This window comes from Saccharopolyspora pogona (genome assembly GCF_014697215.1).
GTDB classification, from domain to species: domain Bacteria; phylum Actinomycetota; class Actinomycetes; order Mycobacteriales; family Pseudonocardiaceae; genus Saccharopolyspora; species Saccharopolyspora hattusasensis.
Window position 1 is genome coordinate 5,991,064 of record NZ_CP031142.1, and the last position, 22,125, is coordinate 6,013,188.

20 protein-coding genes, 3 pseudogenes and 1 riboswitch are annotated in these 22,125 nt (G+C 71.4%); of the genes and pseudogenes, 10 read left to right on the forward strand and 13 right to left on the reverse strand.

What is annotated here, in order from left to right:
* Nucleotides 1-70 precede the first annotated feature (70 nt).
* A pseudogene (locus DL519_RS50400) lies at nt 71-421 on the forward strand (DUF3995 domain-containing protein); the annotation flags it as partial.
* A 101-nt stretch (nt 422-522) separates the two neighbouring features.
* Here DL519_RS50400 and thiG read toward each other — a convergent pair.
* The 3 genes and pseudogenes from thiG to thiO form a co-directional block, all read right to left on the reverse strand.
* A complete protein-coding gene (gene thiG / locus DL519_RS27765; RefSeq protein ID WP_010308431.1) occupies nt 523-1,287 on the reverse strand; it encodes a thiazole synthase in 765 nt (254 codons plus the stop codon).
* A gap of 117 nt (nt 1,288-1,404) precedes the next feature.
* Nucleotides 1,405-1,605 (reverse strand): sulfur carrier protein ThiS, encoded by a 201-nt coding sequence (thiS, locus tag DL519_RS27770; RefSeq protein ID WP_190819114.1) that lies wholly within the window; start codon nt 1,603-1,605, stop codon nt 1,405-1,407.
* Nucleotides 1,593-2,723 (reverse strand): annotated as a pseudogene (thiO, locus tag DL519_RS27775) (glycine oxidase ThiO); the annotation flags it as partial. The pseudogene thiO and the gene thiS, both read right to left, overlap by 13 nt.
* Nucleotides 2,711-2,816, reverse strand: a riboswitch (TPP riboswitch). It overlaps the preceding pseudogene by 13 nt.
* A 123-nt stretch (nt 2,817-2,939) precedes the next feature.
* On the opposite strand from thiO, the gene thiE reads away from it, so the two are divergent.
* On the forward strand, nt 2,940-3,611 hold the full coding sequence (gene thiE / locus DL519_RS27780; RefSeq protein ID WP_190819118.1) for a thiamine phosphate synthase: 672 nt from the start codon (nt 2,940-2,942) through the stop codon (nt 3,609-3,611).
* Nucleotides 3,612-3,707: 96 nt separating this feature from the next.
* On the opposite strand, the gene DL519_RS27785 is transcribed toward thiE, so the two are convergent.
* From DL519_RS27785 to DL519_RS27795, 3 genes are all read right to left on the reverse strand, one after another.
* Nucleotides 3,708-4,838, reverse strand: coding sequence for a S1 family peptidase (locus tag DL519_RS27785; RefSeq protein ID WP_190819120.1), 1,131 nt, complete (start codon nt 4,836-4,838; stop codon nt 3,708-3,710).
* A gap of 161 nt (nt 4,839-4,999) precedes the next feature.
* Nucleotides 5,000-5,914, reverse strand: coding sequence for a hypothetical protein (locus DL519_RS27790; protein ID WP_190819122.1), 915 nt, complete (start codon nt 5,912-5,914; stop codon nt 5,000-5,002).
* Nucleotides 5,915-6,108: 194 nt separating this feature from the next.
* Nucleotides 6,109-6,864, reverse strand: coding sequence for a GntR family transcriptional regulator (locus DL519_RS27795; protein WP_190819124.1), 756 nt, complete (start codon nt 6,862-6,864; stop codon nt 6,109-6,111).
* Nucleotides 6,865-7,169: 305 nt separating this feature from the next.
* Between DL519_RS27795 and DL519_RS27800 the strand changes: the two genes are divergently transcribed.
* The 6 genes and pseudogenes from DL519_RS27800 (at nt 7,170) to DL519_RS47335 (ending at nt 12,936) form a co-directional block, all read left to right on the forward strand.
* Nucleotides 7,170-8,438: an extracellular solute-binding protein gene (locus DL519_RS27800; protein WP_190819126.1), complete on the forward strand. Its 1,269-nt coding sequence runs from the start codon at nt 7,170-7,172 to the stop codon at nt 8,436-8,438.
* 2 nt (nt 8,439-8,440) lie between these two features.
* The gene (locus DL519_RS27805) at nt 8,441-9,406 is read left to right on the forward strand and encodes a carbohydrate ABC transporter permease (RefSeq protein WP_397544979.1); all 966 of its coding nucleotides are present in this window, start codon (nt 8,441-8,443) and stop codon (nt 9,404-9,406) included.
* On the forward strand, nt 9,403-10,224 hold the full coding sequence (locus tag DL519_RS27810) for a carbohydrate ABC transporter permease (protein WP_190819128.1): 822 nt from the start codon (nt 9,403-9,405) through the stop codon (nt 10,222-10,224). The genes DL519_RS27805 and DL519_RS27810 overlap by 4 nt, the downstream gene beginning before the upstream one ends.
* 66 nt (nt 10,225-10,290) lie before the next feature.
* Nucleotides 10,291-11,340 (forward strand): SIS domain-containing protein, encoded by a 1,050-nt coding sequence (locus tag DL519_RS27815; protein ID WP_190819130.1) that lies wholly within the window; start codon nt 10,291-10,293, stop codon nt 11,338-11,340.
* Nucleotides 11,341-11,450: 110 nt separating this feature from the next.
* A pseudogene (locus DL519_RS47330) lies at nt 11,451-12,280 on the forward strand (transposase); the annotation flags it as partial.
* 137 nt (nt 12,281-12,417) lie between these two features.
* Nucleotides 12,418-12,936: a hypothetical protein gene (locus DL519_RS47335; protein ID WP_223840481.1), complete on the forward strand. Its 519-nt coding sequence runs from the start codon at nt 12,418-12,420 to the stop codon at nt 12,934-12,936.
* Between the two features lie 556 nt (nt 12,937-13,492).
* Here the strand turns inward: DL519_RS47335 and DL519_RS27825 are convergent.
* Nucleotides 13,493-14,335: an amidohydrolase family protein gene (locus DL519_RS27825; protein WP_190819132.1), complete on the reverse strand. Its 843-nt coding sequence runs from the start codon at nt 14,333-14,335 to the stop codon at nt 13,493-13,495.
* A gap of 232 nt (nt 14,336-14,567) precedes the next feature.
* Between DL519_RS27825 and DL519_RS27830 the strand changes: the two genes are divergently transcribed.
* Entirely contained in the window at nt 14,568-15,530 is a 963-nt protein-coding gene (locus DL519_RS27830; RefSeq protein WP_190819134.1) for an N-acetylglucosamine kinase, read from the forward strand.
* Between the two features lie 74 nt (nt 15,531-15,604).
* On the opposite strand, the gene DL519_RS49025 is transcribed toward DL519_RS27830, so the two are convergent.
* Entirely contained in the window at nt 15,605-15,739 is a 135-nt protein-coding gene (locus tag DL519_RS49025) for a hypothetical protein (protein ID WP_263399725.1), read from the reverse strand.
* Nucleotides 15,736-16,710 carry a hypothetical protein gene (locus DL519_RS27835; RefSeq protein WP_223839625.1) on the reverse strand — a complete coding sequence of 325 codons (975 nt, stop codon included), beginning with the start codon at nt 16,708-16,710 and terminating at the stop codon, nt 15,736-15,738. Before DL519_RS27835 ends, DL519_RS49025 begins: the two co-directional genes overlap by 4 nt.
* A 48-nt stretch (nt 16,711-16,758) precedes the next feature.
* Between DL519_RS27835 and DL519_RS49030 the strand changes: the two genes are divergently transcribed.
* Nucleotides 16,759-16,881 carry a hypothetical protein gene (locus tag DL519_RS49030; protein ID WP_263399726.1) on the forward strand — a complete coding sequence of 41 codons (123 nt, stop codon included), beginning with the start codon at nt 16,759-16,761 and terminating at the stop codon, nt 16,879-16,881.
* Between the two features lie 56 nt (nt 16,882-16,937).
* Here the strand turns inward: DL519_RS49030 and dapA are convergent, their stop codons facing one another.
* The 4 genes from dapA to DL519_RS49035 all read right to left on the reverse strand — a co-directional run bounded on the left by dapA (nt 16,938) and on the right by DL519_RS49035 (nt 21,940).
* On the reverse strand, nt 16,938-17,810 hold the full coding sequence (dapA, locus tag DL519_RS27840) for a 4-hydroxy-tetrahydrodipicolinate synthase (RefSeq protein WP_223839626.1): 873 nt from the start codon (nt 17,808-17,810) through the stop codon (nt 16,938-16,940).
* On the reverse strand, nt 17,807-18,469 hold the full coding sequence (locus DL519_RS27845; protein WP_223839627.1) for a DUF3159 domain-containing protein: 663 nt from the start codon (nt 18,467-18,469) through the stop codon (nt 17,807-17,809). The genes dapA and DL519_RS27845 overlap by 4 nt, the downstream gene beginning before the upstream one ends.
* A gap of 342 nt (nt 18,470-18,811) precedes the next feature.
* On the reverse strand, nt 18,812-19,543 hold the full coding sequence (locus tag DL519_RS27850; RefSeq protein WP_190819137.1) for an ESX secretion-associated protein EspG: 732 nt from the start codon (nt 19,541-19,543) through the stop codon (nt 18,812-18,814).
* Nucleotides 19,544-19,735: 192 nt separating this feature from the next.
* Complete coding sequence (locus DL519_RS49035) at nt 19,736-21,940, reverse strand: hypothetical protein (protein WP_190819139.1); 2,205 nt, start codon at nt 21,938-21,940, stop codon at nt 19,736-19,738.
* Nucleotides 21,941-22,125 lie beyond the last annotated feature (185 nt).

Genomic DNA, 22,125 nt, shown 5'->3' on the forward strand with positions numbered 1-22,125 from the left:
GGCGCGCACGGGGCGGCAGCGTGCGCCGCGGCCTACGGGTCGATGAAGCTCACGCAGGCACTGGGCGCAAATGCGCTGGAAGGATCCGCTGCCCCCGGATCTGCGCGAACGACTGCTCGCACGTGATCCGCTGTTCGTGGCGAGCCACTGGGTGCTGGCCGGTGCCGCGGTGGTCGGCATCATCGTCGCGCTGGCCACCACCCGCCCCTGGTGTGCGGCCCTCCCGCGCCGGCTGCTGCTGACAATCGCCTGGACGCTGGGGATCTTCATGATCGTCCGCGCGATCGGGCCGCTGGGGTTCGGTTTCGTCGGTGACGCGTTGGTGCTGACGGGGGTCAGTCCGCCGCGGGGAGAGCATGCCGCGCTGGCGCGCGACCTGGCGCGCTGGGACCTGCTGCTGTGGTCACCGTTCTTCCTGCTCTGGGGGGGTGTGCTGGACGCTGGCCGGCTGGCGGCTCGGCAGGGACCGCCCAACCTCCGGCCGGAACCGGTGAGCCGGTCCGGCCAGCCAGCGCCCCCCGCTCACTCCAGGGGTCGGCCGGGGCTGGAGGCCTGGGCCCAGAAGCGCTTGGGGATTCGGCCCGCCAGGGACGCCAGGCGGCCTCCCTCGACCGCCGCTCGCATCGCCGCCGCCATACGCTCCGGGTCCTGGGCGCGGGTCACCGCCGTGGCCAGGAGGACCGCGGAGCAGCCTAGCTCCATCGCCAGCGCCGCGTCCGAGGCCGTGCCGATGCCCGCGTCGAGCACGATCGGCACCGACGCGCGGGAGACGATCATCTCGATGTTGTGCGGGTTCCGGATGCCCAGGCCGGTGCCGATCGGCGAACCGAGCGGCATCACCGCCGCGCAACCGACCTCCTCCAGCTTCAGCGCCAGCACCGGGTCGTCGTTGGTGTAGGCGAGCACCACGAAGCCCTGGTCGACAAGCTGTTCCGCGGCGTCGAGCAGCTCCACCGGGTCGGGCAGCAGGGTGTCCTCGTCGGCGACGACCTCCAGCTTGACCCAGTTCGTCTCCAGCGCCTCCCGCGCCAGCTGCGCGGTCAGCACGGCCTCAGCCGCCGTCCGGCAGCCCGCCGTGTTCGGCAGTGCTTCGATGCCGAGCTTGCGCAGCAGGTCGAGCACACCGGTGCCGCCGCCGGCGTCGGCGCGGCGCATCGCCACGGTCGTCAGCTCGGTTCCGGACGCGATCAGCGCGCGCTCCAGGACCGCGAGGTTCGTCGCCCCTCCGGTCCCGGTGATCAGCCGCGAACCGAACTCGCGGCCGGCGATCACCAACGGGTCGTCCATGACTCTCCTAACGACAGGTTCGGGGCGATGCGCTTCTCCTGCCCCGCAAGGGGTCGGTTCGGGCTGGACCGCAACCTTTCCGGTTGGGGCCCCGCCTCTGGGTGGGGCGGAGCCACGTCACCCACCTTGCACTGCGGTGAGGACCTCGATGGTGGCATCGGGGCTCAGCGTGGTGTCCGGCCACACGGCACGCGGCACCACCGAGCCGTCCAGCGCCACGGCCACGCCCCGGTCGGGCACGCCGAATTCCTGCAGCACCGCCGCGAGCGTTGCGTCGGCGGCTACCTGCCGGGTCTCGCCATTGATCACGACGTGCACTGCTGTCCTCCCCATCGGCTCGGATCGGCGGCCTTGATCTCGGTGGCGGGCTCCTCGCCGTGCAGCAGCGCGAGCACCGCCTCGACGGTGACCGGGGCGAGCAGGAAGCCGCCGCGGTGATGCCCGGTGGCCGCCAGCACACCGGGTTCCAGCCAGCCGAGCACCGGCAGGTTGTCGTCGGTGCTCGGGCGCAACCCGGCCGCGGACTCGACGAGCTGGTACTCGGCGATGCCCGGCATCAGCCGCTCGGCGTCGGCGATCAGGTCTCGCACCCCGCCCACGGTGACCTCGCTGTCGAAGCCGACCTCGTACTGGGTGGCGCCGAGCACCAGGCCGCCGTCGTCGCGCGGCACCAGGTAGGTCTGCCGGCCGCGCACCGGGCCGCGGATCGTGCGGCTGGGCGGCGGCACCGCCGTGGTTCGCGCGCGCAGGCGGAGGATTTCGCCCTTCACCGGCCGGATCCGGTCCTTCAGCGCGGGGTGCAGCGCGCCCGAGTGGACGCCCGCCGCGATCACCACGACATCGCAGTCCACAGTGGAATCTTCGAGCTCCACCACGCCGGGCCGGACCCGCTTCGCGTTCGCCGCGACGAAATCGACGCCCGCCGCAGCGGCGGCCGCGCGCAGCGCAGCCAGCGTGAGGCGGTTGTCGACCGCGAGGTCGCCCGGCACCTCGAGCGCACCACGCACCGCCGGTCCCAGCGACGGCTCCAGGCGTCGCACCTCCCGGCTGGTCAGGCGGGTGACGGTGCGGCCGAGCCGGGCGAGGTAGTCGACGAGGCTGTCCAGCTCGGCCCGGTCGGCGCTGTCCACGCCGACGACCAGGGTTCCCTCGCGGCGCAATCCCGAAGGCAGGCCGGAGGCTTGACCGAGTTCGCCGGCGAACGCCGGCCACAGCCGCAGCGACGCCTCGCCCAGTTCCAGCAGTTCTTCTTCGCCGGGCCACGCCTCGGCGATCGGCGCCAGCATCCCGCCGGCCACGTTGGACGCCCCGGACGCCGGTTCGGCGTCGACGAGCTGAACCCGGTGTCCCGCGGCGGCTGCGCGCCAGGCCACGGACATGCCGATCACGCCGCCTCCTACGACGACGACGTGCTTCTTCCGTTCTTCAGACACTCCACGCTCCCTGCGCCGGCATGACCCGGATCAGGTTCGACGGTCGGGGCCAGCGCCCCCTCTCAGCCCGGTACCCGGACTCCCGTGCTCACCGAGGACCACGGTACCGGGCGAGGATTGCGACGTCAGGAGCGAGGTCGAGCAATTTTCACGATGCCCGGCGCGTGAGCGCCGAAAGCGCGTCCGGCGACCGCGCCGCAGGGGGCTACCCTGTGGAACATGCCTGGATTGGACGGCTTCGGCATCCGCGCCCGCCTCGACGAGTCACGGCTGTACCTGTGCACCGACGCGCGCACCGAGCGCGGTGATCTCGCGGAGTTCGCGGACGCCGCCTTGGCCGGCGGGGTCGACATCATCCAGCTGCGGGACAAGCAACCGAACGGCGCTCCACTGGAGGCCCGCCACGAGCTGGCGGCGCTGGAGGTGCTGGCCGATGCCTGCGTGCGGCACGGCGCGCTGCTCGCGGTGAACGACCGCGCGGACGTGGCGATGGCCGCCGAGGCCGACATCCTGCACCTCGGGCAGGACGACCTGCCGGTGGAGATCGCCCGGCGCATCGTCGGCGAGCACGTCGCGATCGGCCGGTCCACGCACGACGTGGTGCAGGCCGATGCCGCGGCCACCGAACCCGGCGTGGACTACTTCTGCACCGGTCCGGTGTGGACGACCCCGACCAAGCCGGGGCGCCAGGCGGCCGGGCTCGGCCTGGTGGAGCACGCCGCGGAGCACCGCGGGCACGGTCGGCCGTGGTTCGCGATCGGCGGCATCGGCCCGGACAACCTCGACGAGGCACTCAAGGCCGGGGCGGAGCGGATCGTCGTGGTCCGCGCGATCACCGGGGCCGAGGACCCCAGGGCGGCGGCCCGCGAACTCCGCGACCGCCTGGGCTGACACCCGCCGATCACCCGGTCCGCACCGGACGTCCACCTGGGAGCACCCCGGACATGGCGCGGCCCCCGGCTGATCGCCGGGGGCCGGTCAGGGGAATTACTGGGTGAGCAAGCTCAGGCCGTAGGCCTGGAGGATCTCGTTCACCGGCTGGAAGTAGGTCGTGCCACCGGAGCTGCAGTTGCCCGAACCGCCGGAGGTCACGCCCTGGGCCTGGTTGCCGGACAGCCACGAACCACCGGAGTCACCGGGCTCGGCGCAGACGTCGGTGCGAGTCAGGCCGGTCACGGTGCCCTGCGGGTACTGCACGGTCTGGTTCTTGGCCTGCACCGAACCGCAGTGCCAGCCCGTGGTGGAACCGGAGCGGCAGATGGACGCGCCCACGGCGGACTCGGTGGAGCCGGCCACGCTGACGTTGCTGCCGTTGTACTGGTTCACCAGCGCCTGCGGTGTCTCGCCGGCTCCGACCCGGACCCAGCCGTAGTCGTTGCCCGGGAACGACGAGCCCTTGAACTGGCCGGTGGGCTGCGACGTGGTGTCGCCCTCGTTGCCGCAGTGCCCGGCGGTCACGAAGCCGCCCTGCACCGAGAACCCGACCGAACAGCGGGCGCTGCCGATGTAGTAGGCGTTGCCACCGATGACGTCGGCCAGGGTGCGCGGGTTCTCCGTCGACTCCACGACCCGCACCGCGTCAACGAGAACGCCGGTGGACTGCACGAACCGCGCCGCCTGGACGGCGCTGCCCGGCCTGGTGGTGACGACGACGGAGTTCGCGCGGCTGTCGGCGTACCAGCCGGAAACCGGCTTGGGGGCTGCGGTGCTGCGGAGGTTCAGTCCCTCGACGACCCCGTTGAGCTCCTCGATGGAGTAGTCGACCAGCGTGGGCTCGGCACCGGCCGCCCGCACCGCGTCGAAGGCGGCCGAGTCGGTGACGCCGACGACGAGCTTGCCGCTCGCCGGGTCGAAGTAGGCCCCGCCGAAGGTGCCGCCCAGCGAGCCGCGGAGCTGCTGCTCCGCGCGGTTGGCGTCGGCTTCCTGGTCGAGCCGCTGGAGGGCCTGGTCCCGGTTGAGGCCCAGATCGCGCTGCATCGCGTCGAGCAGGGTCGCCGCTTCGCTCGCGGGCGGCACGGTTTCGGTGGTGGTGGCGGTGGCTGGCATGGTCAGCGCGGCCACCGTCCCCGCCGCCAACATCACGGTCCCGGCCACCCGGGCCGCGAGTCTGCGCTTCATCTGATGTCTCCCTCTTCGTGAGCTGGATCTCAGAACCCCCGCCGCCGATCCAGTATCAGAGGAGCTCACCAGTCCCACCTTTTCCCTTTCGCCCCATCTCACCCAAAACGCCCCCTGCGCAACTCGATCGAGTTGCGCAGGGGGCGCCTGAACTGGGGTTTTTATCGCCCAGACGTGGGCTGCTGCAGCTCTCCCGTCCTAGCGGCGGGGTCGCGAGGGTCGACGACGCCCGATGCCGGCGCCTGGCCCGGCTGCTCCGTCGAGGTCGGAGCCTGCGTCGGCTGCTGGGTGGGTGCCGGGGCCTCCGTGGTGGGTTGCTCCGCCGGCTGCTGGGTGGGTTTCACCTCCGTCGACGGCTGCGGCTGCTCGCTCGGGGTCTCCCGCGGCTTGGCCGGGGTGCTGGGCGTTGGCTGCGGATCGCGGTGCAGCACCTGGCCGAGCGTCGTTCCGCCGTCGCCGCCGGAGAGCGGCTTGCCGGTCACACCTTCGACGCCGGTGACGATCAGCATGCTCAGCACGAAAGCCGCCGAGCAGCTAGCGGCCACCACGACCCACCGGGTCCGGAGCTTGCGCCGATCGGGGCTCCGCTGCGTCTCGACGACCTCGCTCGCCTGCTCCGTTCCGGACCAGCTCAGCATGCGGGTGGCAGCCTCGGCGTCGATCTTCGCCGTGCGGTCCTCGTCCACCACCGTTTCCCCGCCCGGCCAGTGCATGTCGGGCGACAGGTGGATGTGCCGCGTCGCCTCGACCTTCTCGCCCTCCTTGGACACGAAGCGCGCGACGGTGGTCCGCTTGAACCGCTTCTCCGAGGCCTTCGCGGCGGCGTGCACCGCCTTCTCCTTCGCGCTGTCGAACGACCGCTGGTAGAACGCGCCGCCCACGGTGATGACCACGCTCGTCAGCGCGGCGCCGAGCATCGTGCCCGCCACCCCGAGCCGGGATCCCAGGAAGGCCGCGGTCACCGAGGCCAGCGCCGCTCCCGCGACCTGGGTCGGTGACAGGTCGAGCTTCTTCTTGGACTTCTCCCCCTCCTCGGCCGATTCCTGCTCGCCGGACTCCTCTTTCTGCCTGACCATGGCTCCCACGCTCTTGATGCACTCTCTCCAGAACGTTCTAACGGGGGAGCACAAGCGATTTCTCCATAACGTTGCCGAACCGTGAGGACTCCCACTTGCGCGTAACGCCGCGGCCCGCAACGACGAAGGGCACCCCGACCGGGGTGCCCTTCAAGCGGAGAAAACACCGTTTTAGCGCAAAACCGGCGCGCAGCTCAGTTGGGCGGGTTGAGCCTCGCGACGAACTTGTAGCGGTCGCCGCGGTAGATCGACCGCACCCATTCCACCGGGCGCCCCTCGGTGTCGAACGAGTGCCGGGACAGCAGCAGCATCGGCAGGCCGACGTCGGAGCCGAGCAGCTCGGCCTCCTCCGGGCTGGCGAGTGCGGTCTCTATCGTCTCCTCGGCGTGCCCGAGCTCGACGTCGAAGTTCTCGCGCAGCACCTGGTAGAGGGAGCCGCCGGATTCCAGCTGGCCGGTCAGCCCGCGGAACCGGGTCAGCGGCAGGTGGGTGGTCTCGATGGCCATCGGCTCGCCGTCGGCCAACCGCAGCCGGCGCAGCCGCAGCACGGTCGAACTCGGCTTGGTCCCGAGCAGCGCGGCCAGCTCCTCCGCGGCCGGTTCCTCGACGACCTCCAGCAGGCGCGAGGTGGGCTGGCGCCCCTGGGCGCGCATGTCCTCGGTGTAGCTGCTCAGCTGCAGCCGCTGGGCGACCTTCGGCTTGGCCGCGAAGGTGCCCTTGCCCTGCACCCGCAGCAACCGCCCTTCCACGGTCAGCTCGGCCAGCGCCTGGCGCACCGTCGTGCGGGAGACGTCGAACTCGGCGGCCAACGAGCGCTCGGTAGGAATCGGCGCACCGGGCGGCAGGGATCGAAGCATGTCCAGCAGGTGTTGCTTGAGTCCCCAGTACTTCGGTTCGCGTTGTGCGCGTCCGGACGAGTCTGCCCCACCGGACACGGACGTTTCGAGCATCGTTCCTCCTACCGCAATTTTGCCGCCGTTGTTCCGCTCCCCGAGGCGTCGAGCCGCCCTGCCGAGTCCTAATACCTCAGCATGCCCGAAAGCCGGCCGCGCGAGCGTCGCGGACGACGGGGTTGCCGTCGCGATGCACGAGCGCCCGAAGCTAGGGGCCAGCCTTATGCGTGCATGACAGTAGCGCTGAAAAGTCTTGACATCGTGTGCCCCGGACCACAATCTTGATCACATTGGTCTACACCAAAGAGGGCGGGTGCCCCGCACCCGCCGCTCCGCACTGGCGCGGAGGAAGGGGCGAAACGTTGAAGACCTGGAGAGCGCTCGCAGCGGCAGCCGCACTGTCGTTGGCACTCGCCGGCTGCGGTGGCGGTGCTGGCGAGAGCGACAACAAGCTGACCGTCTGGTTGATGGACGGCTCGGCGCCCGACGTGCTGATCGACGAGCTCAACAAGGAGTTCGAGCAGACCCACCCGGGCATGAAGGTCGACTACCAGATCCAGCAGTGGAACGGCATCCAGGACCGCCTGACCACCGCGCTGACCAGCAACGACCCGCCGGACGTGATCGAGCTCGGGAACAGCCAGACGGCGCAGTTCTCCTCCGAGGGCACGCTGCTGGACCTCACGGCCGATGCCGAGGGCATGAACAAGTCGCAGTGGGTGCCGGCGCTAGCCGAGTCCGGCGCGTGGGAGGGCAAGCAGTACGCCGTGCCGTTCTACGCCGCCAACCGCGTCTTCGTCTACAACAAGGAGCTGTTCCAGCAGGCCGGCATCACCCAGCCGCCCACCAACCGCGACGAGCTGCTCGCCACGATCACCAAGCTGGAGCAGAAGCACGGCGGGGACCCCGACTTCCAGTCGCTCTACCTGCCGGGCCAGTCCTGGTACGCGCTGCTGTCGTTCATCTGGGACTCCGGCGGCGACCTCGCCGTCCGCGACGGCGCCAACTACCAGGGCGCCCTGGACACCCCCGGGGCCCGCGAGGGCGTCGAGTTCTACCAGCAGCTGGTCAAGACCTCGGCGACGTCCGCCCCGGCCGACACCGACGAGGCCGAGCCGCAGCAGGCCGAGGTGTACGCCAAGGGCAAGGTCGCGATGATGATCGCGCTGCCCTGGGAGGTGCAGACCGCGGCGAAGACGAACCCGCAGATCGCCGAGCTCTCCGGCGCCTTCCCGATCCCGTCGAAGCACCCGGGCAAGACCGCCCCGGTGTTCCTCGGCGGCTCCACCCTGGCGATCCCGGCGGGCAGCGCCGACGCCGCGGCCGCCAAGGACTGGCTGAGGCTGCTGACCAGCCAGAAGTACCAGACCGAGATCGCCGACAGCGGAGTCGTGCCGGGCGCCTCGCAGGACACCAGCTCGCTGGAGAAGAGCCCGGTCAGCGCGGCCATGGCCGTTGCGTCGAGGGACGGCAAGGTGCCGCCGGCGGTCCCGCAGTGGGCGGCCATCGAGTCCGGGCAGAACCCGCTGAAGGACATGATGACGGCGGTGCTGACCGGCCAGAAGTCGGTCGTCGACGCCACGATGGAGGCGAACGACAAGATCACCAAGGCGCTCGCGGGCAACAACTGACCATGACCGCCACGCATACCCGCCCGGCGCCGGGCACTGCGGGTTCGCCCGTGGTGCCCGGCGCCCGGCGCCGCCCGCGAGTCCGGGAAGCGATGCCGTACCTGCTGCTCGCTCCCGCGGTGCTCGCCCTGATCACTCTGCTCGGCTGGCCGGCGGTGAACGTCGTCGTGACCAGCTTCCGCAAGCTCGACCTCGGCGAGCTCACCCGCGGCGAGTTCACCTGGATCGGCTTCGGCAACTACGCCCAGATCCTCTCCAACCCCGAGTTCTGGACCGTCACGGTCCGGACCGTGGTGTTCACCGCGTGCATCGTGGCGGCCACGGTGGTCGGCGCCCTGCTGCTGGCGTTGCTGATGAAGCACGTGCCGGCGGTCCCGCGGGTGGTGCTGCAGGTCAGCCTGCTGCTGGCCTGGGCGGTGCCGCAGCTGGCCGCGACCACGGTGTTCCAGTGGATCTTCGATCAGCAGTACGGGATCTTGAACAAGACGCTGGTGCTGCTCGGCTTCGACTCGTTCGCCGGGAACTCCTGGTTCGCCAGCGGCACCAGCACGCTGGCCGTGGTGGGCATCCTGATCGTCTGGCAGGCCGTGCCGTTCGTGGCGATGACGCTGTACGCCGCGCTGCTCGGGGTGCCCAACGACCTCTACGAATCGGCCGGGATCGACGGCGCGGGCGGCTGGCAGACGTTCACCTCGATCACCTGGCCGCACCTCAAGCCGGTGCTGATGATCGTGACGTTCCTGTCGATCCTGTGGGACTTCAAGGTGTTCTCGCAGGTGTGGGCGATGCGCGAGGGCGGCCCGGACGGCGGGAGCACCACGCTGCCGGTCATGCAGTACCTCGAAGGCATCGCGGGCAAGCACTTCGGCGTGGCCGCCGCGGTCAGCGTGCTGATGGTGCTCGTGCTCGTCGTCGTCTGCGCCCAGTACCTGCGGCTGCTGCTGCGCTCTCAGGAGGTGGAGCTGTGAGGACCCGCCGGATCGGGTTGTCGGTGCTGGCCGTGGCCATCGCGCTGGTGTTCGCGTTCCCGACGTACTGGATGTTCGCCAGCTCGCTCAAGCCACGAGGCGAGGCGCTGTCGGCGTCCTACGACCTGGTGCCGACCTCGGTCACGCTGCAGAACTACGCGACCGCGCTGCTGGGCTCGGGCTTCCTCCGCTACCTGGGCAACAGCCTGCTGGTCACGCTCACCGCGGTCGCGTGCTCGCTGGTCGCGGGCACGTTGGCGGCGCTGGCGATGAGCCGGTTCCGGTTCCGCGGGCGCAAGGGCTTCCTGATGCTCGCGCTGATCGCGCAGATGGTGCCGTTCGAGGCGCTGATGGTGCCGATGTTCCTGTTCATGCGGGATCTGGGGCTGCTGAACAAGCTGCCCTCGCTGATCCTCGTCTACTGGATCACGACGCTGCCGTTCACCATCTGGTCGCTGCGTGGGTTCATCGACGGGATCCCGATGGACCTGGAGGAGGCCGCGATGGTGGACGGCTGCGGCCGGGCCGGGGCGTTCCGGCGGGTCACCCTGCCGCTGCTGGGGCCGGGCCTGGTGGCCACCTCGGTGTTCGCGTTCATCACGGCGTGGAACGAGTTCCTGTACGCGCTGATCTTCATGCGCTCCGAGGACCTCCAGACGCTGCCGGTGTTCCTGAAGACCTTCCAGAACGCGTTCGGCACGGACTGGGGCGCGACGATGGCCTCGGCCACCCTGTTCACGCTGCCGGTCCTGGTGTTCTTCCTGGCGGTGCAGCGCAAGATGGTGTCGGGCGTCACGGCGGGCGCGGTGAAGGGCTAGCGGCGCTTCACGCCTGACAATCCGCGGCACCCCCAGATAGGATTGGTCTAGACCTCAACGGAAGGGATGGGTCTGATGACCGCCACCCCCGGTCGGCACATGACCGACGAGATCTCCCAGCAGCCCGCGATCTTTGCCGACCTGCTGGCCGGCCGGGAGGCGATCGCCGAGGTCGCCGCGACGATCGCGGAGCGCCGACCGCGCTTCGCGCTGCTGGCTGCGCGCGGCTCCAGCGACCACGCCGCGCTCTACGCGAAGTACCTGATCGAAGTCCTGCTCGAACTGCCCGTCGGGCTGGCATCGCCGTCGACGACCACGCTCTACGGCGCACAACCGAACCTGACCGACGTGCTGCTGGTGTCGGTCAGCCAGAGCGGCGGGTCCCCCGACCTGCTGGAGGTCACCGAGTCCGGCCGCAAACGCGGCGCGCTGACGGTCGCGGTCACCAACACCGCGGACTCGCCGCTGAACTCCGCCGCAGAGCTGTCGGTGGACATCCGGGCGGGCCGCGAGCAGGCAGTGGCCGCGACCAAGACGTACAGCGCGACGTTGCTTGCCCTGTACCTGCTCGTCGACGCGGTCCGGGGCGGGACCGGCGCGAACGCGGAGCCGATCCCCGAGCTGGCCGCGACCGCCCTGGACGCCGGCCAGAAGGTGGTGGACGAGGCGGTGCGCCGGTACCGCTTCGCGGAGCGGATGGTCACCACCGGCCGCGGCTTCTCGCTGGCCACCGCCTCCGAAGCGGCGCTGAAGCTTGCCGAGACCAGCTACCTCTCGGCCCGCGCCTACAGCGGCGCCGACCTGCTGCACGGCCCGGTCGCGGCGGTCGACGAGGACACCGCGGTGCTCGCGTTGTGCAGCAAGGGGCGCGGCGGCGACGCGATGCGCGAGGCGCTCGACGTGGTCCACGAGCGCGGCGCGGACGTCTGCGCCATCGGCTCGGCGGCCTCGGATGTGCGCGCCTCGCACCGCATCCCGGTGCCGGACTGTGCCGAGGAGCTGGCGCCGGTGCTGGAGGTCCTGCCGGTCCAGCAGCTGGCCCTCGGGCTGGCGCTGGCCCGCGGCTTCGACCCCGACAAGCCGCGAGGCCTGAAGAAGGTCACCCGGACCCGTTGACGGTTGCGGGAGGAGAAGCGAACGGACTGTTCACCCCGCCTAAGCTTGGGTTTTAACCTTTGGGTGTTGTTGTGGCCCCGGTTGATCATGGGAACAGCCCTTGGGTGATCATGCTTCTGACGAAAGAAGAAGATCAACCAAGGGCTGTCGTGATCAGTGTGCAGGATGACCGCCAGGCGGTCGAGTTCGGGGCTGTGACCGGGTTCCGGGATGGGTTTTACCGGTGTCTGTCGGCTCGGGCGGATGCGTTGTTCGTGCTCTGCGATGCGGTGTCCTGCGGTGAGCGGCCGGTGACCTCGTTGGTGGAGTTGTCGCTGTCGCCGGTGTTCCGGCGGGGGCATGGCGCGTTGTACGACGCGTTGGCGGCCGGGGAGATCGACGCCGCCGGGGTACGGGATGTGCTGGTGGATGGGTTGCCTGCCGCGGCGGACGAGGGACCGCTTCTGTTCACCGCTGATGTGACCGTGTGCCCGCGACCGGATGCGGAGTGCTCGGCGGATCGCGGTCACTGTCATACGTCGTGTCGCTGTGACGGTGACCGTAAGACGATCCCTGGCTGGAACTATGCGTGGCTTGCGGGCATCCAGTGGGGTCGTTCGTCGTGGGTGTCGCCGGTGGATGCGGTCCGGATGGATCCCGACGATGATCTCGTGGCGGTGACCGCCGCCCAGATCCGGGAGTTGGCTACTCGTCTGCGCGCCGCCGGGCGCACGGGTGGAGCGGGCCGCCTTCCACCGATGGTGGTGATGGACTCTGGTTATCCGGGGCTACCGCGATGACCGACGCGGTGTCTGATGTGGACGTGCAACTGCTGATCCGTCTCGACCGTGACGATCGGGTGTTTCACCGCCCACCGCCGCCGCGGGTGCCTGGCAGGACCGGGCGGCCACCGAAATACGGCGCCCGCTTCGAGTGCGCCAGCCCCACCAGTTGGCACACCCCGGACGCCACGCTGACCGTGGACACCGACCGCTACGGACGGGTTGAGGTGCATGCCTGGTCCGGGCTGTCGCCGAAGATCCAAGCCCGCGGCTGGTTCGCCGACCGTAGCGAACTACCCGTGGTCACCGCACGGTCGTGCACGTCCGCGTGGAACACCTGCCCGACGGACGCGCCCCGCACAAGGACCTGTGGCTGTGGTGGGCCGCCCCCGAGGGCGTCCCACTGGATCTGGACATGCTGTGGCGGGTCTACCTACGGCGGTTCGACATCGAGCATTTCTTCCGTTTTGCCAAGTCGACCTTGGGCTGGACCGCGGCGAAAACCCGCACACCCGCCCAGCAGGACCGGTGGACCTGGCTGACGATCGCCGCCTACACCCAACTCAGACTCGCCCGCAACCTCACCACGGACCTGCGGCGTCCCTGGGAACGACGCCCCGAGCCAGACCGGCCGTTAAGCCCGCACCGGGTACGCCGCGGGTTTCGCCACATCCATGATCGTCTCGGGACCCCCGCGCGTGTGCCGAAACCCACCCGGCCCGGCCCAGGGCGGCCCCCAGGCTCCCGCTCCGGTCCTGCTCAACGCCATCCCGTCCGCAAAAAAACCGAAAAAACGGACACCCGGCAACCCGCCGGAAAGAAGCAAGCAGGTTAAAACCCAAGCTAAGAGCCTGTTGCGTTTTCGGCGAAAACGGCTGAACCGAAGTACCAAATCAGTCTCGATCGCCGCCGCTTGTCCGCCAGTGGCCATCTCAGCCGTGATCGATCGATCACGGTCCGTGGTGGGCGTAATTTTGCAACAGGCTCCTATCGGCACGAACGGTCCGTTCGCCCCAACCCCAACGGCCCGACACACGTCACCGAACACACCGCGGTTTCGAAGCGAACGGACTGTTCACTCCGCCTATCGGCACGAACGGTCCGTTCGCCCCAACCCCAACGACACGCGCGCCCCGCGGAAATCAGCCGCACCAAGTCACCGATGCGCAGCGAACCCGGAGCGAACGGCCCGCTCACTCCGCCTATCGGCACGAATGGTCCGTTCGCTCCACTCCGGCGGCGCTCAGCGCGGCGGCGGCGGGCCTTTCCGCTGCGGGGCAAGTAAAAGCCCGCCTCACCGAGGGGGCGGGGTGAGACGGGCATCGCCAGGCTACGCCGAACGGAGCAGGCCGCAAACCCCGGGGCGGGGCGTTCGGTAGAGCCGAAAGTCCCTAAATGTCGTACACCTCGCGAGCCGTGGAGTCGAACACCGCCGACCGCTGCCGGTCGCCGAGGCCCGCGGTCAGCTGCCGGGCCAAGTCCACGACCTGCCCGTAATCGGCGGCCAGCAGGCACACCGGCCAATCGGAGCCGAACATCAGCCGCCCCGGCCCGAACGCCTCCAGCACCACGTCCGCGTAGGGCGCCAGCCGCACCGGATCAGGTTGCCGGGCCCAGTCGTCCTCGGTGACCAGACCGGACAGCTTGCACACCACGTTCGGGAACGCGGCCAGCGCCCGGATCCGGCTCGCCCACGGCTCCAGCTCACCGGTGGCCACCGGCGGCTTCGCGCAGTGGTCCAGCACGAAGGTCTGCTGCGGAAACTGGCCGACCGCCTTGATCGCGGCCGGCAGCTGGTGCGGGCGGACCAGCAGTTCGTACACCAGCCCGGCGTCCTCGACCGCCGCCAGCCCGTTGAGCACGTCCGGGCGGATCAGCCAGTCCGGGTCGGGCTCGTTCTCGACCTGGTGCCGGATGCCCTTCAGCCAGCCGCCGGACGGGTGGGCCTGCAGGCGACCAATCCGCTCGCGGGCGTCCCGGGCGGTCAGGTCGACCCAGCCGACCACCGCCGCGATGCGGTCCACGCTGTCGGCCAGCACCAGCATCTCGGGCGTCTCGTCCGGGTCGGCGGCGGTCTGCACCAGAACCATGGCGTCCACCGCGGAGCCCTTCAACGCCGCCTGCAGGTCGGCCGGCCGGAAGTCGCGGCGCAGCGACTCCATCTCCGGCCCGACGATCCACGGCTGGTCCCGGACGTCGAGGTCCCACAGGTGGTGGTGGGTGTCGACGGTCATCGAGCTCCCCCGCAACGGCCCGCGGTTCCGGCAGCTACCGCACCCGAACCATCCAAATAGGACAGTCCGGGGCGTGACCCGGCAAGGTCGTCCATTTCCAGCTCCCCGACTGATCAAGCAACGCCTCGATGTATAGCCGCTCGCTACTCCAGACGCCAGGGGTCTGGAGTAGCGGTCGTGATCGGTTTTGGTCGTGCCCACCATGCCCGGTCGCGGCGGGTAGAAAGAGTGCATGCACGGCGACGAAGCGGCCCTCGTACTCGGCTTGGACATCGGCGGCACCAGCAGCCGGGCCCTGGTAAGCGACCTGTCGGGGCGGGTGCTGGGCCGCGGCGAAGCGGCCGGCGGCAACCCGAACTCGCACCCGGCCGACCAAGCGGTGCGGCAGATCGCCGACGCCGCGCGGTCCGCGCTCGCCGAGATCGACCCGGCGGCGGTGCTCAACTGCGTGATCGGCATGGCCGGGGTCAGCAAGATGGTCGATCCGGAGTTCAGCGCGCTGTTCGACCACGCGTGGTCCCGGCTCGGCCTGCACTGCCCCAGGCGAGCGATCAGCGACTGCGAGGTGGCCTTCGCGGCGGGCACGCCGGAACCCGGCGGAACGGTGCTGATCGCGGGAACGGGGGCTATCGCCGCCCGGATCGAGCAGCACCGGATGGTCGCGACCATCGGCGGCCACGGCTGGCTGCTCGGCGACGAGGGGTCGGCGTTCTGGCTGGGTCGCGAAGCGGTGCGAGCAGCGCTGCGAGCGCTGGACCGCGACGAACCGCTGCAGGGGCTCACGGCAGCCGTGCGCGATCGACTCCTGCCCAATGCGCCGGATGCACCGGCGGCGCAGCGGAAGCAGCTGATCAGCGCGGTGAACGCGGCCCCGCCGATCCGCTTGGCGGAGCTCGCACCCCTGGTCACGGCGGCCGCGGACGAAACGGCAGCCGACATCGTCCTGCGCGCCGCCCGCGTCCTGGCCGACACCGCTGCGGCCACCCGCGTCCACGGCGAAACCAGGACGATCGTGCTGGCCGGCGGGCTGATGGCACCGGGCAACCCGGTCCGCGAGGCCCTGCGCGGCACGCTGTCAAAGCGCGGCTTCCAGGACCAGCGCACCGCAGGCCCCGGTGAAGCGGGCGCGGCATGGCTGGCGGCTCTGGACCTCACCGCGGCCCCGGAAACCCTCCACGAACGCCTGCTCGGCTGACACTGGAGGCGGCTTCCCGCGAGCGCTGCGGGCCAGGTCGCCGTTCCTGCATGACCTATCGCGCCGCAGCGTGGTCAGTCCTCGTCGGCCAGCTGCCAGAGGTGCACAGCCGTCCGGTCCGCGGAGACCGTGAACCAGGTGCCGTCCCCCGCCGAACGGGCCGGCCCGGAGACCGGGAAGGGGTAGGAGACCTCGCCGAGCAGCGTCATCCGCCCACGTCGACGAGCCAGTGGCGGGCGGTGAACCCGGCGTCGGACGCGGCGGTGCCGGCCACGACGACGTCCTCGTCCACGAAGGCCGCCTCGTAGTCCCAGTGCACCCGGTCCTCGCCGGTGCTTTCCGGATGCGCCGACACAGCGCCTTGCGCGTCCAGTTCCCGCACGACCGACCGGTCCTCCGCGTGCAGGTGGAGGGTCCACTGCCCGATGTCGACGGTCAGGAGGCGCTGGCCGGACGGGCTGACCGCCAGCAGGATCAGTTCGTCGTCGATCTTCTCGGTGATCAGCCGCTTCCCGTCCCACCGCCCCCACAGCGCGGGCGAGCCCTCCTCGCCCTCGCCGATGCTCAGACCCATCTGCGCCGGGTCCGGGTGCGGGGTGTGGAAGGAACCGGAGGCGACCGTCGCGGTTTCCGCACGTCCCAAGACCTTGCCGTCGGCGGCGTCCAGGACGAGCCACAGCTCCTGGTAGTCCTCGGCCTCTTCGTCGTCGGCCACCGGGCCGCAGACATGCGCCCAGACGAGCTTGCCGTCCGCGGAGACAGCGGCGGATCCGCTGTCCGGGTAGCGGTGGTCCTCGTCGTCGGCGTATGCGGCCAACGGGGCGCGCACCAGGGAGCATTCGCCCTGCCAGCAGCCGTGTCGCAGCTCCCACCGCGTCTCCCCGGTCACCCCCACCGAGCGCACCTCGTGCACGCCGGTGAACACGGCGGCGTCGCCCTCCGGTGAGACCGCCGCCGATCCGAAGCGGCGCGGCCAGGGCGCCGGAAAGCGCACCTCCGCGAGCCGCCCGCCTCCGGCGGCCCCGCGCAGGTCGAGCGCGACCAGCTCGGCGTCACCGCGCTGCACCAGCAGCGCGCGCCCGGGCCAGTGCAGCACTTCAGGAGCGTCTGCGGACGCCGGATCCAGCGGTGCGGCGACCGTGGCGACGAGTCGAGCGACGGGCACGGAATCCTCCGGCATGGGGCAGGAACCTGAGCACGTTCACCCTACGGCGGGCGTTCTGCGCGCTTGAGCGTCCACAGCCGGGAAAGCGCCTGCCGAGGGGCGTTCGGTACTGCGGCGTCCAGAACCGGCGGCATCCTGCTGATCCGCTGGAGCGGCTTTCTCGATCTCCTCGCCGCGCTGCGCTGATCAGCCGGGACCGCGGGTCTTCTGGGCGGCTCCGGCTCAGAAGACCCGCGGCGCCATCACAACCCGACTTCCTGCAAGCCCTTGCGGATGACGGCCAGTTCCGACTCGTCCGCGTCGACCAGCGGGAGGCGGACGCCTCCGACCCGGTGGCCGGTCAGGTTCAGCGCCGCCTTGACCGGGATCGGGTTGGTCGTCACCGACAACGCCGCGTACAGCGGCTTCAGCGCGGCGTCGATCTCCGCGCGGTGCTCCGGCTCGTCGACCATCCGCCGCATCTGCGGGCCCACCAGGTGGCTGGCCACCAGGATGCCGCCGAGTCCCCCGATGTCGAGGGCCGTCGCGAGGCCGTCGTCGTTGCCCGCGTACAGGCCGAGGCCGTCGATCTGGCCGAGCGCGGCGTTGTCCGCCTGCTTGACGTAGTCGATGTGCTCGACCTGGGCAAGCTCGGCGAGCAGGTCGTGCGGCAGCGACAGGCCGATCCGGGACGGCACGTTGTAGAGCACCACCGGCTTGTCCGTGGCCCGAGCGATCTCGGTGAAGTGCCGGACCAGGCCGCGCCGGTTCGGGCGGTTGTAGTACGGGGTCACCGAGAGCACCGCGTCGGCACCGAGCTCGGTCGCCCGCTCCGTCATTTCGCAGGCGTGCACGGTGTTGTTCGACCCGGTCGAGGCAATCACCGTGGCACCCGCCGGACGTTCCGCGCAGGCCAGCTCGATGAGCCGCAGGTGTTCCTCGTCGGTGAGCGTGGGCGCCTCGCCGGTCGTCCCGCAGACCACGATGCCGTCGGAGCCGTGGTCGATCAGGTGGCGGAACAGGGCGAGAAAGGCGGATTCGTCGACGCGCATCTGGTCGTCGAACGGGGTGACTATCGCGGTGATCACGCTGCCGAGAGACATGACCGCATTCTGCTCCTCGAGCCGCGCGGTCACGACCGCGGATGCCGCAGCCCGGGGTGCTCCGGCGGCAGCGACCGCCGCACCACCCACCAGCTCGCCGCCATGCAGACCGCCACCAGCGGCCAGGTCAGCACGACCTGCGCGATGGTCAGCGCACCGGTGGCGCCCAGCAGCCACAGCGGGATGAACACGACCAGCCGCACCATGTACTGCCCGACCCAGACCCAGCTCGCCCGGCTGTAGGCGCGCAGCAGCACCGGATCGCGGCGCCACCGCCGGGCCTGGCCGAGCGCCGCCCCGACGACCACGCCGAGCAGCGGCCAGCGGATCACGATGCTGATCATCCAGACGAGCGCGCTGAGGACGTTGGACGCCAGCCGGGGCAGGAAGAAGTCCGCGGCGTCGCCGGTGTACAGCGCGATCAGGGCACCGCCCAGGACCGCGAGCAGGCTGATCAGCACCGCCAGCGGACGGGCACCCCGCTGCAGCCGCCAGCCCGCGATCAGCGCGCCCACCACCACGGCCGCGCCGCCGCCGATGGCGATCGACTCGCCACCGAGGAACCACCCGAGGCCGAACGCGATCGGCGGCAGGCTCGCGTCGACCGCGCTGCCGCGGCCACCGAGCAGCCGCATGAACGAGTCGCGGTCGTCGCGGTCCGCTGCGATCTCCACCTGCCGGTCCTGGGTCACGGAACCCAGCCTGCCCGAACCAGGGCCCCGCTCGCACCCACCCGTGGCGCGCACCTCGCCCGGTTCCGGGATTCCCCCGCTCGTCGGAGCGGCTCACGCCGACCGCGGCATCCCGCGACCTCGGAGCCCGAGGCACGTACGGGCAGCGCTGTCCTGCGATGCGCCGAGACGTGCCGGGACGTGCTGGGACATGCCGGACTTGCTGGGTGTCGATCTTGGTGCCGTGGAAGGGCTGTGGATAACTTCGGACGACTGTGGACAACTTCCGCAATTTCAATGGAAATCGGACCTCTGATTTCCATTGAAATTGCGGAAAACCGGTGCCTCGTCCGAGCCGGTCGGTCAGGGCCGGCGGGCGCGGGCGAGGAGGGCCGCCAGCTGGCCGGTGATGCGGGGCTTGTCCGCCGGGCGGCAGGTGACGACGTCCTGGCCGTCGGCGCGCTCGCCCTGCAGGGCGTAGCGGCCCCGGTCGTTGTCGAACCAGATCAGGTTCGGGATCCGACCTTGCGGCCCGCCCCGGCGGGCGCCGCCGACCACGAAGTGCCCGAGCCGGTACTTCTGCCCCGACGTGATCGCGCGCAGCTCGGCCAGCCCGTCGATGTCGGGATCGGTCGGGCGGCCGTGGCTGCGGTCGGCCACCGCGCGCACCTCACCGCCACCGCCGGCCGGCGCGTCGGGCAGCAGGTCGGCGCACACCCTCGGCAGGGTGTCCGGGGCGAGGAATCTCATCCGCAACCCCCTGCCGTCGAGCACACCGACCACGCCGACCTCACCCGTCGCCACCACCCGCGCGGCGAGCCGCTGCCCGGCGCGCACGTCGAGCAGCCCGGCGGCGGCGATCGACACCTCGGAGCTGCACAGCAGGTACAGCGCGTCCTCGACCTCGGGCTCCGGTCGGCCGTTGCGAGCCAGGCCGGTCGACTCCAGCTCCTGCCACACCTGGGCGGCCAGCCGGTTGCGGTCCTCCGCCTCGCCCATTCGCGGGAGATCGAACGGGTACTGGCGCACGGTGAGGTTCAGCTGCTCACCGAGCAGGTCGACGGCGGGGATCGACAGGGTGATCGTCTCGACCATCACAGCTCATTTCGAGTCGGGGTGCGCCGGCCGGTGCCCCGGTCAGCGCGCCAACCGGGGCACCGGCCGTGCCCGCAGAGATCAGTCCCGCAAACGGCTGGAGCCGCTCGCGGCCTGCACCGGCGCGGGGTCGCACCGTGAGAAGACGCCCGAGGTTCCCGCACCGCTGCGCATGCCACTTCGAAGCAGTCCTCAGAAGTCCCGGAAGCTCGACGGGGCCTCGCCCAGCACTGGCGGGGCCACCAGCCGACCGCCGCCGTCTTCCTCTTCGAAGAGTTCGTCGGCCTCGACCAGGAACTGCGGCACCGCCCCGCTACCGCTCTCCCCCGGCTTGTAACCGGAGCCGGCGCGCAGGTCGTCGTCGTCCCGCCGTTCCTCCTTGAAGTCGTCGGCCGACCACGTCATGTTCCGGCCGTAACCGGACCGACCCGACGCCGACGCACCCCAGGTGCCCGACGACCCCATCGGCCCGAACCCGCCGTCGGCGCGTTGCGCGAGCTTCGGCGCCCGCGCAGGTCGTGGCACCGGCCGGTCCGCCGGGGGCTGCTGTTCCGGCGGACGCAGTGGTTCCTGGCGCGGCGGTGCCGGCGGAGCAGGCGGTGGCCCGGCGTTGACCGGCATCGGACCGCTCGGCGGGCCGTCCGGCCGCGCGGGCGGCGGACCGACCAGGCGCCCGGCCTGCGGCATGGGCCCGCTCGGCGGCCCCTCGGGCGGCGGCCCGGGAGCGGCCGGAGGCCGCGGCGGCGGGCCACCCAGCGGAAGCACCGGGTTCCCCACCGGAGGCGACGGCGGACCCTGCGGAGCAGGGGAACGCGGCGGTTCCGCCATCGGCGGACCGTCGACGGGCGGAGGCCCGGAGAGCCGAGGCCCGGAAGGCGGACCGGCGTGCGGCGCGGGAGCGTCGCGACGCGGCTCGGACGGAGCCCCCTCGTGCCGGGGCGGGCCGAGCTGCGGCAACTGGCCGCTCGGCGGACCGACCTGAGGCAGCGGACCACTCGACGGACCCGTCGGCCCAGCGTCACGCCGCGGCGGACCATCCGGCCCGGACAGCGCAGCGTCGTACCGGGGCGCGCCTGCCTGCGGCCGGCCGAGCTGCGGCAACTGGCCGCTCGGCGGACCGACCTGAGGCAGCGGACCACTCGACGGACCCGTCGGCCCAGCGTCACGCCGCGGCGGACCATCCGGCCCGGACAGCGCAGCGTCCTGCCGGGGCGCCCCTGCCTGCGGCGGCGGACCACCCAACAGATCGTCGTGCGCCTGCGGTGGCTGGCCGCCTTGCGGCATCGGGGCGTCAGGCCGCAGCAGCTCGTCCGGCTCGGGCACCAGCGGGCCGTCCAACGGCTGCGGGCCTACCTGAGGCGGTGGGCCGCTCGACAGACCACCCGTCGGCCCGGCGTCGTGCCGCATCGGTCCGTTCGGCCCGGGCGGCGGAACGCCGCGGCTCGGCGGGCCAGCTTGCGGCAAGGGTCCGCTCGGCGGACCGGCCTGCGGCGGCGGACCGCTCAACAGGCCGTCGCGGATCGGCGGCAGCGGACCACTCGACGGCCCGGTTTCGCGCTGCTGCGGCGGGCCATCGGGCCCCGGCGGCGGGACGTCGCTGCTCGGCGGACCGGCCTGCGGCGGCGGGCCGCCCAGCAGACCGTCGTGCACCTGCGGCGGCGGACCGCCCAGCAGACCGTCGTGCACCTGCGGCGGCGGACCGCCCAGCAGACCGTCGTGCGCCTGCGGCGGCGGACCGCCCAGCAGACCGTCGTGCGCCTGCGGCGGCGGACCGCCCAGCAGACCGTCGTGCGCCTGCGGCGGCGGACCGCCCTGGAGACCGTCGTGCACCTGCGGCGGCAGGCCGTCCTGGAGCGGCGGCTGAGGCGGCGGACCTTCTTGCGGCGGCGCGGGCGGGAGCGAGCCGCTGAGACCGCCGACGAATCCGGTGGGGCGCTGCGGTTCCGGTTCCGGTTCCGGTTCGAGCGAACCAGACAGTTCGGCCGCCGGTTCCGGTCGGGCCGGGGGTTCGTCGAGCCCGCCGAGGTCTCCGGAGAGCGCCATCCCGCCGCTCGGTGTCTTCGGTGCTTCGGGCCTGTCGGGCGCCGGCGCCGGTCGGCTGTCCCTGCGCTGCTCGTGCTCGAAGCGATCGGTCAGCTGTTCGGTGCGCTCCCAGAGCGCGAACGGGTGCGGTTCTGCTGCAAGCGCAGCGAACTCATCCCTCAAGTCCAAGCGCTGCGGACGCGGGGCGGGTCGTGACCCGCCTGGCGCGGGCGGTCCGGCCGGCGGCACCTCACCGCCGAGCGAGCCGCGCATCGGCGCGTCCGCTCGGCGTCGTCCTACCGGGCCACTGGCCCGCTGCTGCGCGTCGAAGCCCGCTGGCCCCGGCGCGGACGCCGGATTCTGCGGTGACGTCACGGTTCCCCCAGGTATTCGGGACGGCTGGAGCGGCGCGCGGCATCCGGGCGGACCCGGGCGGCGGGTGCACTGGAACCGACGCGGTGGAGCATGCGGCAGTTCCCCAACTCAACCGACCGCGATGACGCGAAAGGGCGGACGACGCTGCGTCTCCCCGAACGCACACCGACCTGCCACCTGCATCG